This window comes from Variovorax sp. KBW07, from assembly GCF_003852515.1.
Taxonomy (GTDB): Bacteria; Pseudomonadota; Gammaproteobacteria; order Burkholderiales; family Burkholderiaceae_C; genus Variovorax.
The window spans coordinates 16,983-34,949 of record NZ_QAJK01000018.1 but is presented as its reverse complement, the minus strand read 5'-3'; the positions used below and the strand labels follow the sequence as shown (position 1 = coordinate 34,949).

The 17,967-nt window shown below is 65.5% G+C and carries 15 protein-coding genes; 10 read left to right on the top strand and 5 right to left on the bottom strand.

The features are described 5' to 3' along the window. Positions 1-62 precede the first annotated feature (62 nt). Positions 63-695 (bottom strand): YiiX family permuted papain-like enzyme, encoded by a 633-nt coding sequence (locus tag DBV14_RS03750; RefSeq protein WP_260396803.1) that lies wholly within the window; start codon positions 693-695, stop codon positions 63-65. Positions 696-756: 61 nt separating this feature from the next. Here DBV14_RS03750 and DBV14_RS03745 point away from each other — a divergent pair, with 61 nt between their 5' ends. Beyond that, a complete protein-coding gene (locus tag DBV14_RS03745) occupies positions 757-1,320 on the top strand; it encodes a putative glycolipid-binding domain-containing protein (protein ID WP_124457864.1) in 564 nt (187 codons plus the stop codon). A 60-nt stretch (positions 1,321-1,380) separates the two neighbouring features. On the opposite strand, the gene DBV14_RS03740 is transcribed toward DBV14_RS03745, so the two are convergent. Both DBV14_RS03740 and DBV14_RS03735 read right to left on the bottom strand, forming a co-directional pair. Further along, positions 1,381-2,403: a tripartite tricarboxylate transporter substrate binding protein gene (locus tag DBV14_RS03740; protein ID WP_124457863.1), complete on the bottom strand. Its 1,023-nt coding sequence runs from the start codon at positions 2,401-2,403 to the stop codon at positions 1,381-1,383. Then, positions 2,400-3,341, bottom strand: coding sequence for a LysR family transcriptional regulator (locus DBV14_RS03735; protein WP_124457862.1), 942 nt, complete (start codon positions 3,339-3,341; stop codon positions 2,400-2,402). The genes DBV14_RS03740 and DBV14_RS03735 overlap by 4 nt, the downstream gene beginning before the upstream one ends. Positions 3,342-3,460: 119 nt before the next feature. Between DBV14_RS03735 and DBV14_RS03730 the strand changes: the two genes are divergently transcribed. From DBV14_RS03730 to DBV14_RS03720, 3 genes are read left to right on the top strand one after another with little or no spacing between them, the layout of a single operon-like run. Continuing rightward, positions 3,461-6,175, top strand: a complete 2,715-nt coding sequence (locus tag DBV14_RS03730; RefSeq protein ID WP_124457861.1) for a tannase/feruloyl esterase family alpha/beta hydrolase — start codon at positions 3,461-3,463, stop codon at positions 6,173-6,175. Further along, positions 6,172-7,536 carry a S9 family peptidase gene (locus tag DBV14_RS03725; RefSeq protein ID WP_124457860.1) on the top strand — a complete coding sequence of 455 codons (1,365 nt, stop codon included), beginning with the start codon at positions 6,172-6,174 and terminating at the stop codon, positions 7,534-7,536. Before DBV14_RS03730 ends, DBV14_RS03725 begins: the two co-directional genes overlap by 4 nt. 24 nt (positions 7,537-7,560) lie before the next feature. Beyond that, positions 7,561-8,556 carry a tripartite tricarboxylate transporter substrate-binding protein gene (locus DBV14_RS03720; RefSeq protein WP_124457859.1) on the top strand — a complete coding sequence of 332 codons (996 nt, stop codon included), beginning with the start codon at positions 7,561-7,563 and terminating at the stop codon, positions 8,554-8,556. Positions 8,557-8,577: 21 nt separating this feature from the next. On the opposite strand, the gene DBV14_RS03715 is transcribed toward DBV14_RS03720, so the two are convergent. Continuing rightward, the gene (locus tag DBV14_RS03715) at positions 8,578-9,288 is read right to left on the bottom strand and encodes a FadR/GntR family transcriptional regulator (RefSeq protein ID WP_124457858.1); all 711 of its coding nucleotides are present in this window, start codon (positions 9,286-9,288) and stop codon (positions 8,578-8,580) included. A 245-nt stretch (positions 9,289-9,533) separates the two neighbouring features. On the opposite strand from DBV14_RS03715, the gene DBV14_RS03710 reads away from it, so the two are divergent. Then, entirely contained in the window at positions 9,534-10,607 is a 1,074-nt protein-coding gene (locus tag DBV14_RS03710) for a porin (protein ID WP_124457857.1), read from the top strand. Positions 10,608-10,675: 68 nt separating this feature from the next. Here the strand turns inward: DBV14_RS03710 and DBV14_RS33320 are convergent, their stop codons facing one another. Then, on the bottom strand, positions 10,676-11,074 hold the full coding sequence (locus DBV14_RS33320; protein ID WP_185545916.1) for a hypothetical protein: 399 nt from the start codon (positions 11,072-11,074) through the stop codon (positions 10,676-10,678). On the opposite strand from DBV14_RS33320, the gene DBV14_RS03705 reads away from it, so the two are divergent. The 5 genes from DBV14_RS03705 to DBV14_RS03685 all read left to right on the top strand — a co-directional run bounded on the left by DBV14_RS03705 (position 11,064) and on the right by DBV14_RS03685 (position 17,947). Next, on the top strand, positions 11,064-13,352 hold the full coding sequence (locus DBV14_RS03705; RefSeq protein WP_185545915.1) for an alpha-L-fucosidase: 2,289 nt from the start codon (positions 11,064-11,066) through the stop codon (positions 13,350-13,352). The two genes, DBV14_RS33320 and DBV14_RS03705, sit on opposite strands and share 11 nt — an antisense overlap. A 126-nt stretch (positions 13,353-13,478) precedes the next feature. Further along, on the top strand, positions 13,479-14,354 hold the full coding sequence (locus DBV14_RS03700; protein ID WP_124457855.1) for an amidohydrolase: 876 nt from the start codon (positions 13,479-13,481) through the stop codon (positions 14,352-14,354). Positions 14,355-14,361: 7 nt separating this feature from the next. Next, entirely contained in the window at positions 14,362-15,873 is a 1,512-nt protein-coding gene (locus DBV14_RS03695) for a sugar ABC transporter ATP-binding protein (protein WP_124457854.1), read from the top strand. A gap of 29 nt (positions 15,874-15,902) precedes the next feature. Beyond that, positions 15,903-16,937 carry an ABC transporter permease gene (locus DBV14_RS03690; RefSeq protein WP_124457853.1) on the top strand — a complete coding sequence of 345 codons (1,035 nt, stop codon included), beginning with the start codon at positions 15,903-15,905 and terminating at the stop codon, positions 16,935-16,937. Between the two features lie 56 nt (positions 16,938-16,993). After that, positions 16,994-17,947, top strand: coding sequence for an ABC transporter substrate-binding protein (locus DBV14_RS03685; protein ID WP_124457852.1), 954 nt, complete (start codon positions 16,994-16,996; stop codon positions 17,945-17,947). The last annotated feature ends 20 nt before the right edge of the window (positions 17,948-17,967 follow it).

Here is a 17,967-nt window from a genome sequence, read left to right as displayed (position 1 = left end):
GCAGAGCACACCGTCGGCGTGGGCGTCGCCCTGAATGAACCGAAACCGAACAGCAGCCCGCCTCAGCGCGTCTCGACAGTAACGAGCAACGGCGACTCGAACATTGCGACAGGAGAAATCACAGGCTCGTCCATCGGCACCTTGTCGCCGTAACGCTCGCGCATCTTGGCGCGCACCGCGGGGTCCGTCAGGTTGAACTCGCGGATCTTCTGCAGCTCGCCAATGCGTACCCCCAGCGCTCGCTGGTACAGCTTCCACACCAGCTCCGAACAGTAGATGCGCCCATCCGACCACTCGAAAGTCAGGTCGTACGGACGCCCCGCGAAGTCCGAGGTCTTGGCGTGCAGGCGCGCCACCGCGCCGGGTGTCAGCAGCTTGTCGGCATCGCGCAGGCGCTTCACCACGTAGTGGCCGCCGTTGCCGCGCGCCGTCCACTGCGCCAGCGGCGTGTAGCGCACCGTCGACACCGCTTCGAAAACAAAAGGCTTGCCGTCGCGCAACAGCACCACCCCCATGTGGCTGTAGCGCGAACCCGTGGCGCGCTGCACCGCCACGCTCTGCGCCGAACGCGAGGTGTGGAAGATGATGTCGCCGTCTTTCAACGTGGCCGCGGTGGCGGCCGTGGCCGCGTGGCCGGTGGTGCTTGTCAGGAGTGCAAGGAGCGCGGCCAGCGACGTGGAAAGGGCTTTCATCATGCGGGGCATTTTGCGTGATGCCGCTTGCGCATTGCAGTGCGGCGGTGCCATCATCCGCGCCATGCAAACCGTCGCCTCCATTCTCTGGCGCAGGCTCGACGCACCGGGCCACGATGCCTGCCGGCTCGAGCGCAATGCCTCGGCCTGGCAACTCGACGGGGCCGCCGTGTTCCGGCAACAGGACGGCCGCATTGCCCAACTGCACTACCGCGTGCGCTGCGACCTTCACTGGCACACGCAATGGGGCACGGTGCGCGGCTGGCTCGGGGAGTCGGCCATCGACCTGTCGATCACGCGCGATGCGCGCGGCCACTGGAAACTCAACGACGAGGCCGTGCCCGACATGTCGCACTGCGTCGACCTCGACCTGGGCTTCACGCCCGCCACCAACCTGCTGCAGCTGCGGCGGCTGAACCTCGAAAAAGGCGAGGGCGCCGATGCGCCCGCGGCGTGGGTCGACCTGGATGGCGGCGGGGTGCTCAGCGAACTGATGCAACGCTACGAGCGGCGCAGCGAGAGCGAGTACGCGTACGAGGCCAAGCGCTTCGACTACGCGGCGGTGCTGGTCGCCACGGCGGACGGCTTCGTGAAGGACTATCCGCGGCTCTGGACGGCGGGGAGCTAGCCCGCCGGTCGATCAATCGATCAGTCGATCAGTCGATCAATCGATCAATCGATCAATCGATCAATCGAACTGCGAGCGATCGCCCGCCACCAGCTCGCGGTTGCGCCGCCGGTCGGTCGCGATCTCATGCGCGAAGTCGTCGATGCCACCTCCCGCCGGCAGGTTGTAGGCGCCACGCAAGCGCGCACGCACCGTGTCGCTGGCCAGCACGCGGTTGATCTCCGTGTTGAGCCTCTGCACCACCGCCGCCGGCGTTCGGGCCGGCGCGAAGATGCCGAACAGCGAATCGCGGTTTGCCTTCTCGAAACCCAGTTCAGCGAGCGTCGGAACCGCGGGCAGCGCCTCGATGCGCGCGGGCGCGCCGACCGCCAGGGCCTGGAAGCGCCCGCCCTCGATGTACTGCAGCTGCTGCGCCGCGACGTTGGTCGACAACACCTCGAACTGCCCGCTGAGCGCATCGTTGAGCTGCGGACCGCCGCCCTGGTAGGGAATGTGCGTGATGTCGGTGCGGCTTTGCATGCGCACCTGCGCCAGCACCATGTGGCCGATGGTCGCCACGCCCGAGGTGGCCCAGCGCACCGCGCCGGGTTGGCTGCGTGCCATGGCAATCAGCTCGGCGAAGCCGCGGCCTGCAAAGGCCGGCGTGCCGACCACCAGCACCGGCGTGCGCATCACGCTGGCCACGGGCGCGAAGGCGCGCAGCGGGTCGTAGGGCACGCGGGCAATCAGCGGGTGCAGCGTGAGCGGGCTGATGGCCGAAAAGGCCAGCGTGCACCCATCGGGCGTGGCGCGTGCCAGCGCGTCCATGCCGAGGCTGCCGCCCGCGCCGGCGCGGTTCTCGATGAGCACCGGCACGCCGAGCGATTGCGACAGCGGCTCGGCCAGCACGCGCGCCATGCCATCGCTCACGCCACCGGGCGGGTAGACCACGATCAGCCGCACCGGGCGGCCGGGCCACGGCGGCGACGCGGCATGCGAGGACGACGACAGCGACAGCGACAGGCCCGGCAGCGCGCAAGAGGCCGCCAGGCCTGAGCCGATGTGGCGCAGCACTTGGCGGCGCTGGAGCCGTTGCGTGCTCATGACCCCGGGTTCTCGGCCGCGAGCTTGCGCAGCAGCGCGGCGAAATGCTGCGCGGGCCGGTTGTCTTCTTCGGTGCGCGACACCAGCGTGAGCGGCGCATCGAGCTGGCCGCCATCGGCGAGCCGCGTGTAGGCGATGGCGTGCGCGTGCACGCCGGTCATCGAGGCCGGCACCACCGACAGGCCGACACCGGCGGCCACGAGGTTCAGGTTGGTCATCATGCGATCGACTTCGGCCACCACGCGCGGGCGGAGTCCCTTGGCGTGGCACAGCGCAAGCAACTCGGCATAGAGGCCGGGCGCGCCCGGACGGCGCACGAGGATGATGCCTTCTTCGCACAGCTTCGACAGCGGCAGGGGGCGTGCCGATTTCTTGCCTGTCGTCCTTGCGTCCAGTGCGGCCTGTGCAAAGCGATGGTCGCTGGGCATGGCCACCCACACCGGCTCGCGCAGCAGCGTCTCGAACACCAGGCCTTCGGGCCGTGCCACCGGCACGCGAAGCAGGCCGCAATGCAGCCGGCCCGCGGCCAGCGCCTCGGTCAGCTCGGCCGCGTTGTCTTCGCGCAGTTGCAGCTCCACGCCCGGGTGGGCGCGGCGGAATGCGCGCAGCGCCTCGGGCATGAAGCGGTGCGCCGCGGCCGAACTGGTGAAGCCCACCGCGAGCGTGCCGGCCTGGCCGTTGGCCACGCGCGCCATGCGCTGCTTCATGGCGTCCATGTCCTGCAGCATGCGCAGCGCCTCGACCTGGAACAGCCGGCCCGCATCGGTGAGCGCCACGCCGCGCGGATGGCGCTTGAACAGCAGCACGCCCAGCTCGCGCTCCAGTGCCTTGATCTGCAGGCTCAGCGGCGGTTGCTGGATGCCCAGTTGCTCGGCGGCGCGCGTCATGTGGCCGGTGCCCGCCACGGCCACGAAGTACCTCAGTGCGCGGATGTCCATATGTTTTTCATATCGAGAGTGCCTCTTTATTTTATTTGACCCGAAGTCACCCCTGACTCTATCGTCCGGCCGCCCATTCAAAAAGCAGCCCACCGAGGCTGCATGCCGGAGACAAGACCATGCGCGAACCGCGCCCTGCATCGATGACCCAACGCGCCCTTCGTGCGTGCCGTTCGTTCGGCCCCGCGATCGGTATTTCGCTCGTCCTGGCCGCCTGCGGTGGTGGCGGGGGAGGAGGCGGCTCCGGCTTCTTCCCGGGCCTTGGCGTGAGCCCGCCCCCGGCCAGCGGCAACAACGACAACCCGCCACCCGACACCCCCGTGCAGCCGGTGCTGTCGTGCGCGGACCTGGCCGGCAAGAGCCTGCCCGCCGCGCTGATCAGCCTGCCGACGCAGGGCGCCACCGTCGTCAGCGCCAAGGCCGTGGCGGCGGGCGACGCCGGCAACCTGCTGGGCGACTACTGCCGCGTGCGCGGCACCATCCAGCCCATCGACCCCGCCTCGCAGTCCATCAACTTCGCGGTGAACCTGCCCGAGAAGTGGAACCAGAAGACCATTCATTTCGGCGGTGGCGGCTTCGACGGCGTGCTGATCGACGGCACCGAGGTCATTCGCTTCGGCCCGGCCGGCAAGCCCGCGCCGCTGGCGCTCGGCTACGCCACCTACGGCGACGACTCGGGCCACCAGTCGAGCAGCATCACCGACGGGCGCTTTGCCGCCAACGACGAGCAGCTTGCCAACTACGGCGGCCTGTCGCTCAAGAAAACGCGCGACGTGGCGCAGGCACTGGTGCTCGCGCGCTATGGCGTCGCGCCGAAGCACGCCTACTTTCTGGGCACCTCGACCGGCGGGCGCGACGCGCTCAGCTACATCCAGCGCTGGCCGCAGGACTACGACGGCGTGATCGCCAACGAGCCCGCGCTCAACTACACCGGCACGCGGCTGTCGAACGTGGCCGTGGGCCGCGCGCTGTATGGCAACAACGCCGCCGGCTGGCTGAACCTGACCAAGACGCTGCTGGTGCAGAAGGCCGCGAAGGACGCCTGTGACAAGCTCGACGGCGCGGTCGACAACATCGTGAGCAACGTGGAAAGCTGCCGCCTGCTCAACGCGCAGATCGTGGCCTCGCTGGCCTGCCCCGGCGGCCTGGACACGGGCCCCACGTGCCTGTCGAAAGAGCAGATCGACACCGTGTGGGCCATCGAGAACCCGCTGGAGTTCAGCGGCTATGCGCTGGGCAATGGTGTGAAGCGCGCGGGCGGCTACAACATCCTCGAAGGCACGCTGGTGGCCGGTCCGTTCACCACGCGCGACCTTGGCACGAGCGCCGCCGCGCGCGACGCCAACGTGTTCATCACCGGCGACCAGTGGGTGAAATACTTCGTGACGCGCAACGCCAACTTCGACACGGTGGGCTTCAATCCGCTCGACCCCGGCCCCTTCACCGCGCGCGTGACCGAGGTGTCGACGCTCACCGATGCGACCAACCCCAACCTGGCGCCGTTCTTTGACCGCGGCGGGCGGATCATCATGTTGCACGGGCTGGCCGACGAGGTCATCAGCAACAACTCGACCATCGATTACTACAAGCAGGTCGTCGCCACGCTGGGCCAGGCGGCGGTGGACAAGGGCATGCGCTTCTACACCGTGCCCGGCATGGGCCACGGCACGGGCGTGTTCATTCCCAACTGGGATTCGCTTGCCGCGCTCGAAGGCTGGGTCGAGGCCGGCCTGCCCCCCGGCACCGGCGTGGCCGTGGATGCGGTGGCCGCAACCTATGGCCGCACGCGCCCGCTGTGCCAGTTTCCGTCGTGGCCCAAGTACCGGGGCAGCGGCAGCCTGGACGCGGCCGTCAACTACAGCTGCGTGACCGAGGTCGGCAACCCGCTGGTCTGCCCGAACCTGCCCGCGTCGGTGACCAGCTACAAGGGCGGCAACAGCTTCGGCGAAGAACTGCGCGTGCAGATCGATCCGGCCACCATGGCCTACACCGTGACCGTCGATGCCAACCCGCGCCGTGCGGCGGGCGTGGTGCGCAGCGGCACGCTGGTGGCGCAGGGCAGCTGCAGCTACACGAGCGCCGAGAGCGGCGCGGTCTTCAGCTTCGGCGCCGGCGGCGTGCTGTCGGGCGGCGTGAAGGCGCCGGTCGGCAACGGCTTCGCACCACTGCTGGCTTTCCAGAACACCTACGACAGCACGGGCGCCAGCGACTTCAGGGCCATCGCCAACACCTTCAATGCGGCGGGCGCGCTGCACGACGGCAGCGATGCCACGGCTTACGGCGCCGCGATGAAGCTGCGCAACGAAGGCAGCTTCCAGTACTGCCGCGATACGACCACGAACAGCTTCATGGTCTATCTCGCGAACTGCGCCGGTACCGAGAAGGGCTACATCACTTACAACGCGGGCCATGGTGCGTTCGACGTCTTCACCACTTCGCCGACCGACCCGGCCGCCACCAGTGGCGGCACGCTCAGCGGCTCGATGGTGGTCGGGCTGGTCAACGGCGCCATGGTGCCGCTGCACCTGGTGCGCGAATCGGCCACCCGCTCGGGCCTGCGCCTGCTTGCGCGGCTGCCGGGCTTCTCTGCCGGCGCGGCCGACGGCAACTACGCAATGCTGAGCGTGAAGGGGGAGAACCATGATGCGACGGTGGCCGGCAGCGCGTTCAATCTCGGTGGCGCGGCTGCGGTGTTGAGCTTCGACACCCCGGTGCCGGGCGTGGTGCAGGCCGACGCGGGCCGGCCTGGCAATTTGATTTTCAACAGCGGCGTCCTGGCATTCGTCTCGGCCCCGGGAGCGAATGCGGCGCTGGAACTCGGAGTACGGCATTGAAGAAACAACTGACCCGGCTGGCCGCATTCGCCATGCTCGGCGCGGCACCGCTGCTGTCCGCGCAGGTGGCGCTGGCTGCCTCCGCGGCGACGGCACCGAAGGCAACCGCCTGCCCCGCGCCGGTGCCCGAGGCCGCGCGCTGCTACACCGGTGAAGACGGCACGGGTGCGCTCTACTGGATCGCGATTCCGCAAGACTGGAACCGCGGCGTGCTGGTGATGCACGCGCACGGCGGCCCCGAGACTGGCCCGCCCAAGCTGGAGCGCAGCGAGGAAGACCTCAAGCGCTGGGCTGTCACGGTGAAGGCGGGCTATGCCTGGGCCGGCTCCACCTACAGGCGTGGCGGCTACGGCGTGACCATGGCAGCCGAAGACACCGAGCGCCTGCGCCAGATTTTCGTGCGCTACTTCGGCCAGCCGCGCCGCACGCTGCTGCACGGGCAGAGCTATGGCGCCGGCGTGGCGGCGAAGGCGGCCGAGCTCTATGCGCCGGCGGGCGACGCAAGGAGTGCCTACGACGGCCTGCTGCTGACCAGCGGCGTGCTCGGCGGCGGCAACAGCGCCTACGACTTCCGGCTCGACCTGCGCGTGGTGTACCAGTACGTCTGCCGCAACCATCCGAAGCCCGACGAGCCGCAGTACCCGTTGTGGATGGGCCTGCCGCTTGATTCGAAGCTCACGCGCGGCGAACTCGCCGAGCGCGTGAAGGCATGCACCGGCGTCGGCATGCCGGCCGCGCAGCGCACGCCCGAGCAGGCGGCACGGCTGAAGACCATCCTGTCGGTCGTGAAGATCCAGGAGCGCTCGCTGGTGGGCCACCTGTCGTGGGCGACATGGCTCTTCCAGGACCTGGTGCAAAAGCGGCTGGGTGGCCGCAACCCCTTCGGCAACATCGGCGCGGTCTATGCGGGCTCGACCGACGACGCGGCGCTCAATGCCGGCGTGCTGCGCTATGCGGCCGACCCGCAGGCCAAGGGCGCGTTGGCGGCCGACAGCCAGCCCACCGGCCGCACGTCGTTGCCCACTGTCGGGCTGCACGCCATCGACGACCCCACCGCCTTCGTCGAACTCGAAAACGCGTACCGCCGCATCCGCGACGCGGCCGGCACCGGCGGCAACCTGGTGCAGAGCTTCAGCGCCGAGCGCGAGCACAGCTACCTGAGCGATTCGGAATACCCCGCGCTGTTCAGCGCACTGCTCGACTGGATCGACAAGGGCGAGAAGCCCACGCCCGAAGGCCTCGCGCAGCGGTGCAAGGCGCTCATGCCGCGCTACGACACCGATGGCAAGAACGGCTGCCACATCAAGCCCGAGTGGCAACCGCCCGCGCTCGAGAGCCGCGTGCCGCCTCGCGCCTCCTGAATTTTTTAACTCGCTGGAGACTTCATGAAAAAACCGTTGGCCCTTGCGGCCATTGCCATCGCAGCCATGGGCACCATGAGCGCTGTTTCTGCACAGGCCCAGGACTTCCCGAGCGGCAAGTCCATCACCATCGTCGTGCCCTTCGCGGCCGGTGGCCCCACCGACCGCGTGGCACGCGACCTGGCCGAGGCGCTGCGCAAGCCGCTGGGCGGCGGCACCGTGATCATCGACAACGTGCCTGGCGCGGGCAGTTCCATCGGTGCGGCCAAGGTGGCGCGTGCCACGCCCGACGGCTACACGCTGCTGCTGAACCACATCGCGATGGCCACCGTGCCGAGCCTGGTGCGCAACCTGCCGTTCAAGGTCGAGAGCGACTTCGAATACCTGGGCATCGTCAACGACGTGCCGATGACGCTGATTTCCAAGCCAAGCATTCCTGCCACCAACTACAAGGAGCTGACCACCTGGATCGCCTCCAACAAGGGCAGGATCAACATCGGCAACGCAGGCGTGGGCTCGGCCTCGCACCTGTGCGGCCTGCTCTACCAGAGCGCGACCAAGACCGAGATGACGGCCGTTCCCTACAAGGGCACGGCGCCGGCCATCACCGACCTGATCGGCGGGCAGATCGACCTGCTGTGCGACCAGACCACCAACACCACGCCGCAGATCCAGGCACAGAAGGTCAAGGCTTTCGCGGTGACCACGCCGCACCGCCTGACATTGCCGTTGCTGAAAGACCTGCCCACGCTCGACGAGGCCGGCCTGAAGAACTTCCAGGTGACGATCTGGCACGGCCTGTATGCGCCCAAGGGCACGCCGGCGCCGGTGCTGAAGAAGCTCAACGATGCGCTGAAGGTGGCACTGAAAGACCCGGACTTCATCAAGCGCGAAGAGCTGCTGGGCGCGGTGGTGGCCACCGATGGCCGCATCGAACCCGCGGGCCACAAGCAGTTCGTGGTGGGCGAGATTGCGAAGTGGACGCCCATCATCAAGGCGGCCGGCGTCTACGCCGATTGATGGGTTGTTGGGACTGGCCGCTCAGCCGGCCGATCCTGAAGCCTCGCCCGCCCAACGCGCATGCGATGCGCTCAGGTGATGAAGCATTGCCGTCATCGCAGCCTGCGGGTCGCGCGCTTCCAGTGCACGGTAGATGGCCTCGTGCTCGGCGAACGCGGCGGTCCAGGCGTGCGAGTCTTCGGTGCGCGCGCTCATGCGCGACGAGATCGGGCTGTGCCGCCCGTCGAACAGTTCTCCCACCAGCCTGACCAGCACGGCGTTGCCCGTCATCTCCGCGATGGCGAGATGAAAGCGCCGGTCGTTCTCGATCTGCGTGCGGCCCTGGACGCCGTCCTGCCGCATGCTTTCCAGGGACGCCTTCACGGGCTCCAGGTTCTGCGCGGTGACGCGTGCGGCGGCCAGCGTGATGACCGAGCCTTCGAGCATCGCGCGGGCCTGCATCATTTCTGACGGGCTCTCGCCGACCGCCGGCGTGTCGTGCTCGGACGCGTCTTGCACCGCGCAAACGTAAACACCCGAACCCATCCGTATCTCGATGCGCCCGTCGATTTCCAGGGCGATCAGCGCTTCGCGCAGCGAAGGCCGGGACACACCCAACTGCAGGGCCAGTTCGCGCTCCGGGGGCAGGCGCATGCCCGCGGACATGTTGCCGTCGCGAATGACGGCGCGGATCTGGTCGGCGATCTGTTGATAGAGCCGGCGGGTGTCGGCGGGCTTGGCGGGAGGAAGCATCTGGGTCAACTCAGGAACTATCTGGCTAATTGGTCATGCCAGTTTGACACCGCGCGCCGCGCAATTTGCGCTCTTCACGTTTACTTTCTTAGAGGGAAACCCGGGGAGGGTTTGTTCTGGTAAGGCCAATTCTCGTTAGTGGCAAAGTGGTCATACCAAAATTGGTAAGGCCAAAAAAAGCTGTCACACACCAGGGGCTCGCGTTCCTGGCAGGCCATCGGTTCTTAAACACAGGGGACAAGAAGATGAAAATCCGATCCATCGCCACGGTAAGCGCTCTGGGCGCATTGTTCGCATGCCTGGGCCTCGGCGCCACCAGCGCCCAGGCCCAGAGCAGCGTCACGCTGTACGGCCGCGCGGTCGCGGGTGTCGACTATCAAAACAACATCGCCAACGACCAGGGCAAGGGCAATGGCCATCTGTGGCGCCATGCCGGCAACCAGTGGGGCACCAGCCTGCTGGGCGTCAAGGGCGTCGAAGACCTGGGCGGCGGAATGGCCGCGCTGTTCGTGCTCGAAGGCGGTTTCGATCTGCCCGCGGCCAAGCCCAACGGCGCCGACCTGCTGCTCAACCGGCGCGCCTATGTCGGCCTGCAGGACTTCTGGGGCAAGCTGGTGCTGGGCAAGAACCTGGCGATCTCCAACGACATCTGGTACATCGACCCCACGGGGCAGCAGTTCATCGGTTCCGCCACGCTGGTGCGTGGGCGCAACTGGCAAGGCAACGACAACGGCATCGAGTACACGACGCCCACCTGGGGCGGCTTCAGCGCCACCGTGCAAACGGGCCTCGGCGAAAAGACCGATGGCTTCACCAAGCTGCGCAAGGACGGCGTCTCGCTGTCGTATGTGGCGCCTTCGTTCGAAGTGCGGGCCATCTACGACGTGGCGCGCGACAAGGACGGCAAGTACTCCGACCTGTTCCTGCGCTCGAAGGAACTGACGCTGGGCGGCACCGCCACCGTCTTCGAAGACCTCAAGCTGTTCGCGGGCTACCAGCACCTGGCGGCGCCCGATGCTCCGCTTGCCGCGCCGAGCAAGGCCAACCACTACTGGGTCGGCGCCAACTACCGGATCACGCCGTTGCTGACCTTGATCGGGTCGGTGTTCCGCGTCACGCAGAACCGCGATGCGGGCAATGCCAACCTGTACATGCTGGGCGCCAACTATTCGCTGTCCAAGCGCACGCTGCTGTATGCGTCGGTGGGCAAGGTCTACAACAGCGAGAAGGCCAATTTCTCGGTGGAAGCCACCAACAACAACCCTGCGGCCGGCGGACGGCAGTCGGGCACTTACTACGGCATCAGTCATTCGTTCTGACACGAATCGGCTTTGTGCAATCCCGGACCCGTCGCGCCTTTCGGCGCCGGGCCTTCGATTCAAAAAAATCAAGAGAAGAAGGGGGCATCCGTCATGGAGCATGCATTGGCAGTTTCGATGGAATCTTTGTTCGCACGAGCGAAGAAATTTTTCTTGTTGAACCAGAAACGCAAAGCGACAAGTTCGCTTGCCAGCATATGCATGCTGGTCCTTGTTGCGGGTGGACTCGTCGCATGCGGGGGCGGCTCCAGTACGTCAGATAGACCCTCTTTACCACCTGCTGCCAGTGCCGGAAATAGCGGCACAACGTCTGGGCAGGCGGGAGACTCCAATCCGCAATTGCCATCGGAGCTCGCGCCAACATCTACGCCAGTGCCAGTGCCAGTGCCAGTGCCGGTGCCGGTGCCGGCACCGGCACCGGCACCGGCACTGGTCAGCCATGTCGACAAGGTGTTGTTGAAAGTCACTTTCTCGGGATCGTTCACCAGCGTGCTGGGATATACGCCCGCGACGGGCGAAGTCATCGATGGCTCCGTTGCCAAGCTCACCGGCGGGGAGGACTACAAGGATGTATCGGTGACCACCGCTGGCGGTGCACAGGGGATTGTCTTCGTTCCCCGGACCCATCTGGTCACGGGTTCCGACCTGACTACTCCTGTGTTGCTGGAAGCCCTCGTCAAGCGCGGCGGAGCAGGCATTGCGGCCCTTGACACCATCATCAGCGCGTTCGGTGGTATCTATTTCCGATATCCAAACGCCTCCAATGCGGTGCCCCAATACGGCATGTTCGCGTACGCCGCGCCCTACTACGATACGAGTTCGACTGCGTCGACGCCGGTCTCGACCAACGCCTACGACCACTTGGCGATGAGCTATATCCCGACGGCGGACGGCGGTGCCAGCCTTACTGTTCATATCAATGGCTGTCTACAGTCGGACGCCATCAAGATACCCAAGCGTTCCGGTGTTATCGAGAACGCCGTGATGTTCGGAAACGATGTTCAGGTGAAAAACCGTGGCGCCAAGCTTGTGTTCGCTGGTGTTGCGGTCAGCACTCTCACGGCGGCAGCGGAACCGCAAGACTTTCAGCTGAAGGCGCCTGAATGCAACCCCAGCGCCGCGACTCTGGGTTTGCCCGGCGCGATGGGCGAAGCGATTCCTCTTGCGCAGACGGTGATGGTTTCTGGAGATCTCCCGGGAAGAATCGTCGAAAAAAGCGCTTACGTCATTCCGAGCAGATCCCAGTACGAGTGGCAGGCCCAAGGGCTTACAGCCTTCTTGCATTACGGGATGAACACGTTTCTGAACAAGGAATGGAGTTTTGGTTTTGAACCAGCCAGTCAGTTCAACCCGATGGACGTTGATCCCGATCAGTGGATGAAGGTGCTCAAGCGCAATGGTTTCAAGACCGCCATCCTGGTTGTGAAGCATCACGAAGGCTTTGTGCTTTTTCCGTCGCGCTATACCCGTCACAGCGTCAAGAACTCGCCTTGGTGGACTGCCAACGCGGATGCGAGCGGAGTGAATCCGAAAGGCAATGTGGTGCGGCAATTCGTCGATGCTGCCAACGCCAATGGCATGAAAGTCGGCTTCTACGTGTCGCCGGCCGACGGAGCGCAGATCAAGAATGCGCATGGTGAGGCTGCCCGCCAGGGCGAGGAACGTTTTGCCAACGGCAGTGCCAAGAAGTCGGTCACCATTCCGACCTTGGTCGACGGCGACAACCGAACGCCGATTGCCGCAAGGACTACCACTCTGCAAGCGGACGACTACAACGCCTATTTCATGAATGTGTTGTATGAACTGCTGACGGAATATGGACCGGTCGGGGAGGTCTGGTTCGACGGCGCCAACCCTTACGGCGCGGAATACGCGCAGAACTACCAGGTCAAGGACTGGTACGCGCTTGTTCGTCAGCTTCAACCCGAAACCGTCATTGCCGTCAACGGGCCCGACGTGCGCTGGGTTGGCTCGGAATCGGGAGCGTTCAGGGCCAGCGAATGGAGTACACACGCATTTCGGGGCGACCCGACAGAGCTGCTCAAGAGCGACAACCTGTCGGGTGATTCCACCGACCGGGCTCTGGGGAGTGCGCGCGCAATCGGCGGGGCCGATCTCCCGCCAGAAAAGAAGCCCACCTATCTGAGTTGGTGGCCCGCCGAGGCCGACGTTTCCATTCGTCCAGGCTGGTTCTGGAGCGCGGGGCAAGATAGCCAAGTCAAATCGGCAAGCAAGCTGTTCAGTCTTTACGAGGACTCTGTGGGCCGGAATGCGGTGCTTCTGCTGAATGTTCCGCCCAACAGGAGCGGCAAGTTGGCGGACCCTGACGTCATCGAGTTGGACAAATTCGGCAGTATGGTTCGTGCGGCCTACACCAACAACTTGTTGACCGCGAAGCAAAGCAGTCCCGCGCTCGATGCGTTGGTGGATGGCAATCCCGAGTCCGACTGGACACCGGGGGAGAAAAAAACAACCGGCAGCGTCGACCTGACTTCTCCTGCAGCCATTACTTTCAACCGTGTGGTGCTGCAGGAGAACATCTTGAAGGGGCAGCGTATCGAGTCGGTGTCGGTGAGCGCACGGCAGGCGGATGGCACCTGGAAAGAGGTCGCGACTGCGGGAGCGATTGGCTACAAGCGAATCATGCCCTTGGACACGACGACAACTACGGCGGTGCGAGTGACGATCAAGAGTGCGCGTGCACAACCCTATCTGGGAAGTGTTGAGCTCTACCTGAATCCGTGACGCATGGCCAACGATACGTTTTTTCTGGGCATGCATGAAAGTCAAGAGTAAAAAGACGACGGGCATGGTTGCGGCACAAGGCTTTGGCCATGTCGTCGCCACGGCCCGTTCACCCGGACGAGAAGAATGACCCAGCGCATCGACTCGCATCAGCATTTCTGGCGACCCGCGCGCGGCGACTACGCATGGCTGCGTGCCGACGTGCCCGCCATCGCGCCGCTGGTGCGCGACTATCTCCCCGAGCACCTCGCACCGTTGCTGCAGGCCCATGGCGTGGACCGTACGGTGCTGGTGCAGGCGGCCGCCTCGGAAGCCGAGACCGACTACATGCTCGGCCTGGCGATGGCCCACGAAGCCATCGGCGGTGTGGTCGGCTGGGTCGACCTGAGCCGCATCGATGCCGCAACCTCGCTGGCACGCATGGCGCGGCATCCCAAGTTCAAGGGCGTGCGGCCGATGCTGCAAGACCTGCCCGACGACGACTGGATCGCGCTCATGCCGCATCCCGATACGGTCCGCGTGCTGATGCGGCTCGGCCTGCGCTTCGACGCGCTGGTGCAGCCCAGGCACCTGGCGCCGCTGCTGCGCTTCCTGAAGCAGTGGCCGCAACTGCCGGTGGTGATCGACCATGGCGCCAAGCCGCCCGTGGGCGCACCCGACAGCGAGGCCTTTGCACAGTGGAGAAAGGACATCGCCGCGCTCGCGGCATTGCCGCAGGTGTGCTGCAAGTTCTCGGGCCTCTGGGGCGAGGCGCCGCCGTCCACGCATCACCGCATCGATGCCGCGGTGAACGCCGTGCGCCCCGTGTGGGAGCACCTGCTCGAGTGCTTCGGCCCTGCACGGCTGATGTGGGGCAGCGACTGGCCGGTGCTCACGCTGGCCGGCGACTACGCGGGCTGGATTGCCGTGAGCGAAGCCTGCATCGGGCAGCTGTCGGCTGGCGAGCAGGCCCAGGTCTGGCGCGGCACCGCGCAACATTTCTACGACATTGCCACGGACTGACCGCGCCATGCCACCCATCGTCACCATCCGCGACCTCTGCAAGTCTTTCTCTGGTGTGCGCGCGCTCGACAAGGCGCAGTTCGACCTGCTGCCCGGCGAAGTGCACGCCCTCATGGGCGAGAACGGCGCCGGCAAATCCACGCTCATGAAAATACTCGCGGGCGTCTACAGCAAGGACTCCGGCGAGGTGCTGTTCGACGGCCAGCCCGTGGACGTTGCAAGCCCGCGTGCCGCGCAGGCCCTGGGCATCGGGATCATCCATCAGGAGCTGAACCTGATGAACCACCTGAGCGCCGCGCAGAACATCTTCATCGGGCGCGAGCCGCGTGGGCGCTTCGGCCTCTTCATCGACGAAGACACCATGCGTGCCGACACGCAGCGCATCTTCGATCGCATGAACCTGCGGCTCGACCCCGATACACCCGTGGGCGAACTCACGGTGGCCAAGCAGCAGATGGTGGAGATCGCGAAGGCGCTGTCGTTCGACTCGCGCGTGCTCATCATGGACGAGCCCACCGCCGCGCTCAACAACGAAGAAGTGGCCGACCTGTTCCGCATCATCGGCCAGCTGAAGTCGCAGGGCGTGGCCATCGTCTACATCTCGCACAAGATGGACGAGCTCAAGCGCATTGCCGACCGCGTGACCGTGATGCGCGACGGCCAGTACATCGCCACCGTGTCGATGGCCGACACGCCCATGGACACCCTGATCGCCATGATGGTCGGGCGCCAGCTCACCGAAGTGGCCAACGACTTTCCCGACACCTGGAGCAACGAGATCGTGCTCGAAGCCAAGGGAATCCGCCGCGGCACGATGGTGCGCGATGCGAGCTTCGTGCTGCGCCGGGGAGAGATCCTCGGGTTTGCCGGGCTCATGGGCGCGGGGCGCACCGAGCTTGCGCGCGCCGTGTTCGGCGCCGACCCCATCGACGCCGGCGAGATATACATGCGCGGCAAGAAGGTGTCGATCAAGTCGCCGGAAGACGCGGTGTCGCACGGCATCGGCTACCTGTCGGAAGACCGCAAGCACTTCGGCCTGGCCACCGGCATGGATGTGGAAACCAACATCGCGCTGCCAAGCATGAAGAAGTTCCTGTCGATGGGCGTCTTCATCGACCAGGCGGCCATCGAGGCGGCCGGCGAGCGCTACGTGAAGCAGCTCAACATCAAGACGCCTTCGGTGCGCCAGCAAGTGCGGCTGCTCTCGGGCGGCAACCAGCAGAAGATCGTCATCGCCAAGTGGCTGCTGCGCGACTGCGGCGTGCTGTTCTTCGACGAGCCCACGCGTGGCATCGACGTCGGCGCCAAGGCGGAAATCTACCGGCTGCTGAACGAGCTGGCCGCGCAGGGCAAGGCCATCGTGATCATCTCTTCGGAGCTGCCCGAGATATTGCGCGTGAGCCACCGCGTGCTGGTGATGTGCGAAGGCCGCATCACCGGCGAACTGACGGGGCGCGAAGCCTCGCAGGAAAAGATCATGCAGCTCGCCACCCGGCGCGAAGTTGCGGCTGTTCACTGAAAAAACGAATGACGACTGGAGATACCCCGTTGACGACCCCCGCCGCCCCCACCCCCACCACCGCTGCCTCGCCCGGCTTCTCGCTGAAGGCCCGGCTTTTTCGTCCCGATACGCGTCAGAAGCTGCTCGCCTTTGCCAGCCTCGTCGTGCTGATGGTGTTCTTCAGCCTTGCGTCGCCGCAGTTTTTGCAGACCGACAACCTTGTGAGCATTTTGCAATCGACCGCGGTGAACGGCGTGCTGGCCATTGCCTGCACCTTCGTCATCATCACCGCGGGCATCGACCTCTCGGTGGGCACGCTCATGACCTTCTGCGCCGTCATGGCCGGCGTGGTGCTCACCTACATGGGCATGCCGCTGGCGCTGGGCATTGCGGCGGCCATCTTCTTCGGCGCGCTGGCGGGTTTTGTGTCGGGCGTGCTGATCGCCAAGCTCAAGATCCCGCCCTTCATTGCCACGCTCGGCATGATGATGCTGCTCAAGGGCCTGTCGCTGGTGATCTCGGGCACCAAGCCGATCTACTTCAACGACACGCCGGACTTTCCGGCCATTTCGCAAGATTCGCTGATCGGCTACTTCATTCCGTCGCTGCCGATTCCTAACGCGGTGCTCATCCTGTTCCTGGTGGCGGTGGCCGCGAGCATCCTGCTCAACAAGACCATCCTGGGGCGCTACACCTTCGCGCTCGGCAGCAACGAAGAAGCGGTGCGCCTCTCGGGCGTGAACACCGATTTCTGGAAGGTCGTGGTCTACACGGTAAGCGGCGGCATCTGCGGCATCGCGGGCCTGCTGATTGCCTCGCGCCTGAACTCCGCGCAGCCCGCGCTGGGGCAGGGCTACGAACTCGATGCCATCGCGGCGGTGGTCATTGGCGGTACGTCGCTCAGCGGCGGCACCGGCACCATCGTCGGCACGATCATCGGCGCCTTCATCATGAGCGTGCTCATCAACGGCCTGCGCATTCTCTCGGTCGCGCAGGAGTGGCAGACAGTGATCACCGGCGTGATCATCATTCTTGCCGTGTATGCCGACATCCTGCGCCGCCGCAGCGGCAGCAAGCACTGAACTCTTTTCCCCTTTTTTCCCCTTTCCGTTTTTCTACAACCCCAAGGAGACTTTGCATGATTCACAGAAGAGCAATTGCCACCACGCTGGCCGCGTCCTTCATCGGCCTGTCGGGTCTTTCGCACGCGCAGCAGGCGCAAGAGATCTACATCCCGCTGGTGTCCAAGGGCTTCCAGCATCAGTTCTGGCAGGCCGTCAAATCGGGTGCCGACCAGGCCGCGAAAGACCTGAAGGTCAAGGTCACCTTCGAAGGCCCCGAGACCGAGGCCATGGTCGACAAGCAGATCGACATGCTCTCCGCCGCACTCGCCAAGAAGCCGCAGGCCATCGGCTTTGCAGCACTCGACAGCCAGGCCGCCATTCCGTTGCTGAAGAAGGCGCAGGCCGCGAAGATTCCCGTGGTGGCGTTCGACTCCGGCGTGGACAGCGACATTCCCGTGACCACCACCACGACCGACAACAAGGCTGCCGCCGCGCTGGCCGCCGACAAGATGGCGGAGCTGATCGGCAAGTCGGGTGAAGTCGCGCTGGTGGTGCACGACCAGACCAGCCGCACCGGCGTCGACCGGCGCGACGGGTTCGTCAACCGCATCAAGTCGACCTACCCGAACATCAAGATCGTGAGCGTTCAGTACGGCGGCGGCGACCAGCTGAAGTCGACCGAAATCACCAAGTCGATCCTGCAGGCATCACCCAACATCAAGGGCATCTTCGGTGCCAACGAGGGCTCCGCCATCGGCGTGGTCAACGGCGTGAAGGAAATGAAGCGCGGCGGCAAGGTCGTGATCATCGGCTACGACTCGGGCAAGCAGCAGAAGAACGCCATCATGGACGGCAGCATGGCCGGCGCCATCACGCAGAACCCCGTGGGCATGGGCTACAAGACCGTCGAGATGGCCGTCAAGGCGATCAGGGGCGAGAAGCTGCCCAAGGTCGTCGACACCGGGTTCTTCTGGTACGACAAGACCAACATTGCCGATCCCAAGATCGCGGCAGTGCTGTACGACTGATTCGGGCGACCGACTCTTTC

Excerpts from the sequence above, each read along its gene's own strand:
- DBV14_RS03735 (WP_124457862.1), bottom strand. The coding sequence starts at position 3,341 with ATGGACATCCGCGCACTGAGGTACTTCGTGGCCGTGGCGGGCACCGGC.
- DBV14_RS03720 (WP_124457859.1), top strand. The coding sequence starts at position 7,561 with ATGAAAAAACCGTTGGCCCTTGCGGCCATTGCCATCGCAGCCATGGGC.
- DBV14_RS03695 (WP_124457854.1), top strand. The coding sequence starts at position 14,362 with ATGCCACCCATCGTCACCATCCGCGACCTCTGCAAGTCTTTCTCTGGT.
- DBV14_RS03730 (WP_124457861.1), top strand. The coding sequence starts at position 3,461 with ATGCGCGAACCGCGCCCTGCATCGATGACCCAACGCGCCCTTCGTGCG.
- DBV14_RS03745 (WP_124457864.1), top strand. The coding sequence starts at position 757 with ATGCAAACCGTCGCCTCCATTCTCTGGCGCAGGCTCGACGCACCGGGC.
- DBV14_RS03710 (WP_124457857.1), top strand. The coding sequence starts at position 9,534 with ATGAAAATCCGATCCATCGCCACGGTAAGCGCTCTGGGCGCATTGTTC.
- DBV14_RS03685 (WP_124457852.1), top strand. The coding sequence starts at position 16,994 with ATGATTCACAGAAGAGCAATTGCCACCACGCTGGCCGCGTCCTTCATC.
- DBV14_RS03700 (WP_124457855.1), top strand. The coding sequence starts at position 13,479 with ATGACCCAGCGCATCGACTCGCATCAGCATTTCTGGCGACCCGCGCGC.
- DBV14_RS03740 (WP_124457863.1), bottom strand. The coding sequence starts at position 2,403 with ATGAGCACGCAACGGCTCCAGCGCCGCCAAGTGCTGCGCCACATCGGC.
- DBV14_RS03715 (WP_124457858.1), bottom strand. The coding sequence starts at position 9,288 with ATGCTTCCTCCCGCCAAGCCCGCCGACACCCGCCGGCTCTATCAACAG.
- DBV14_RS03750 (WP_260396803.1), bottom strand. The coding sequence starts at position 695 with ATGATGAAAGCCCTTTCCACGTCGCTGGCCGCGCTCCTTGCACTCCTG.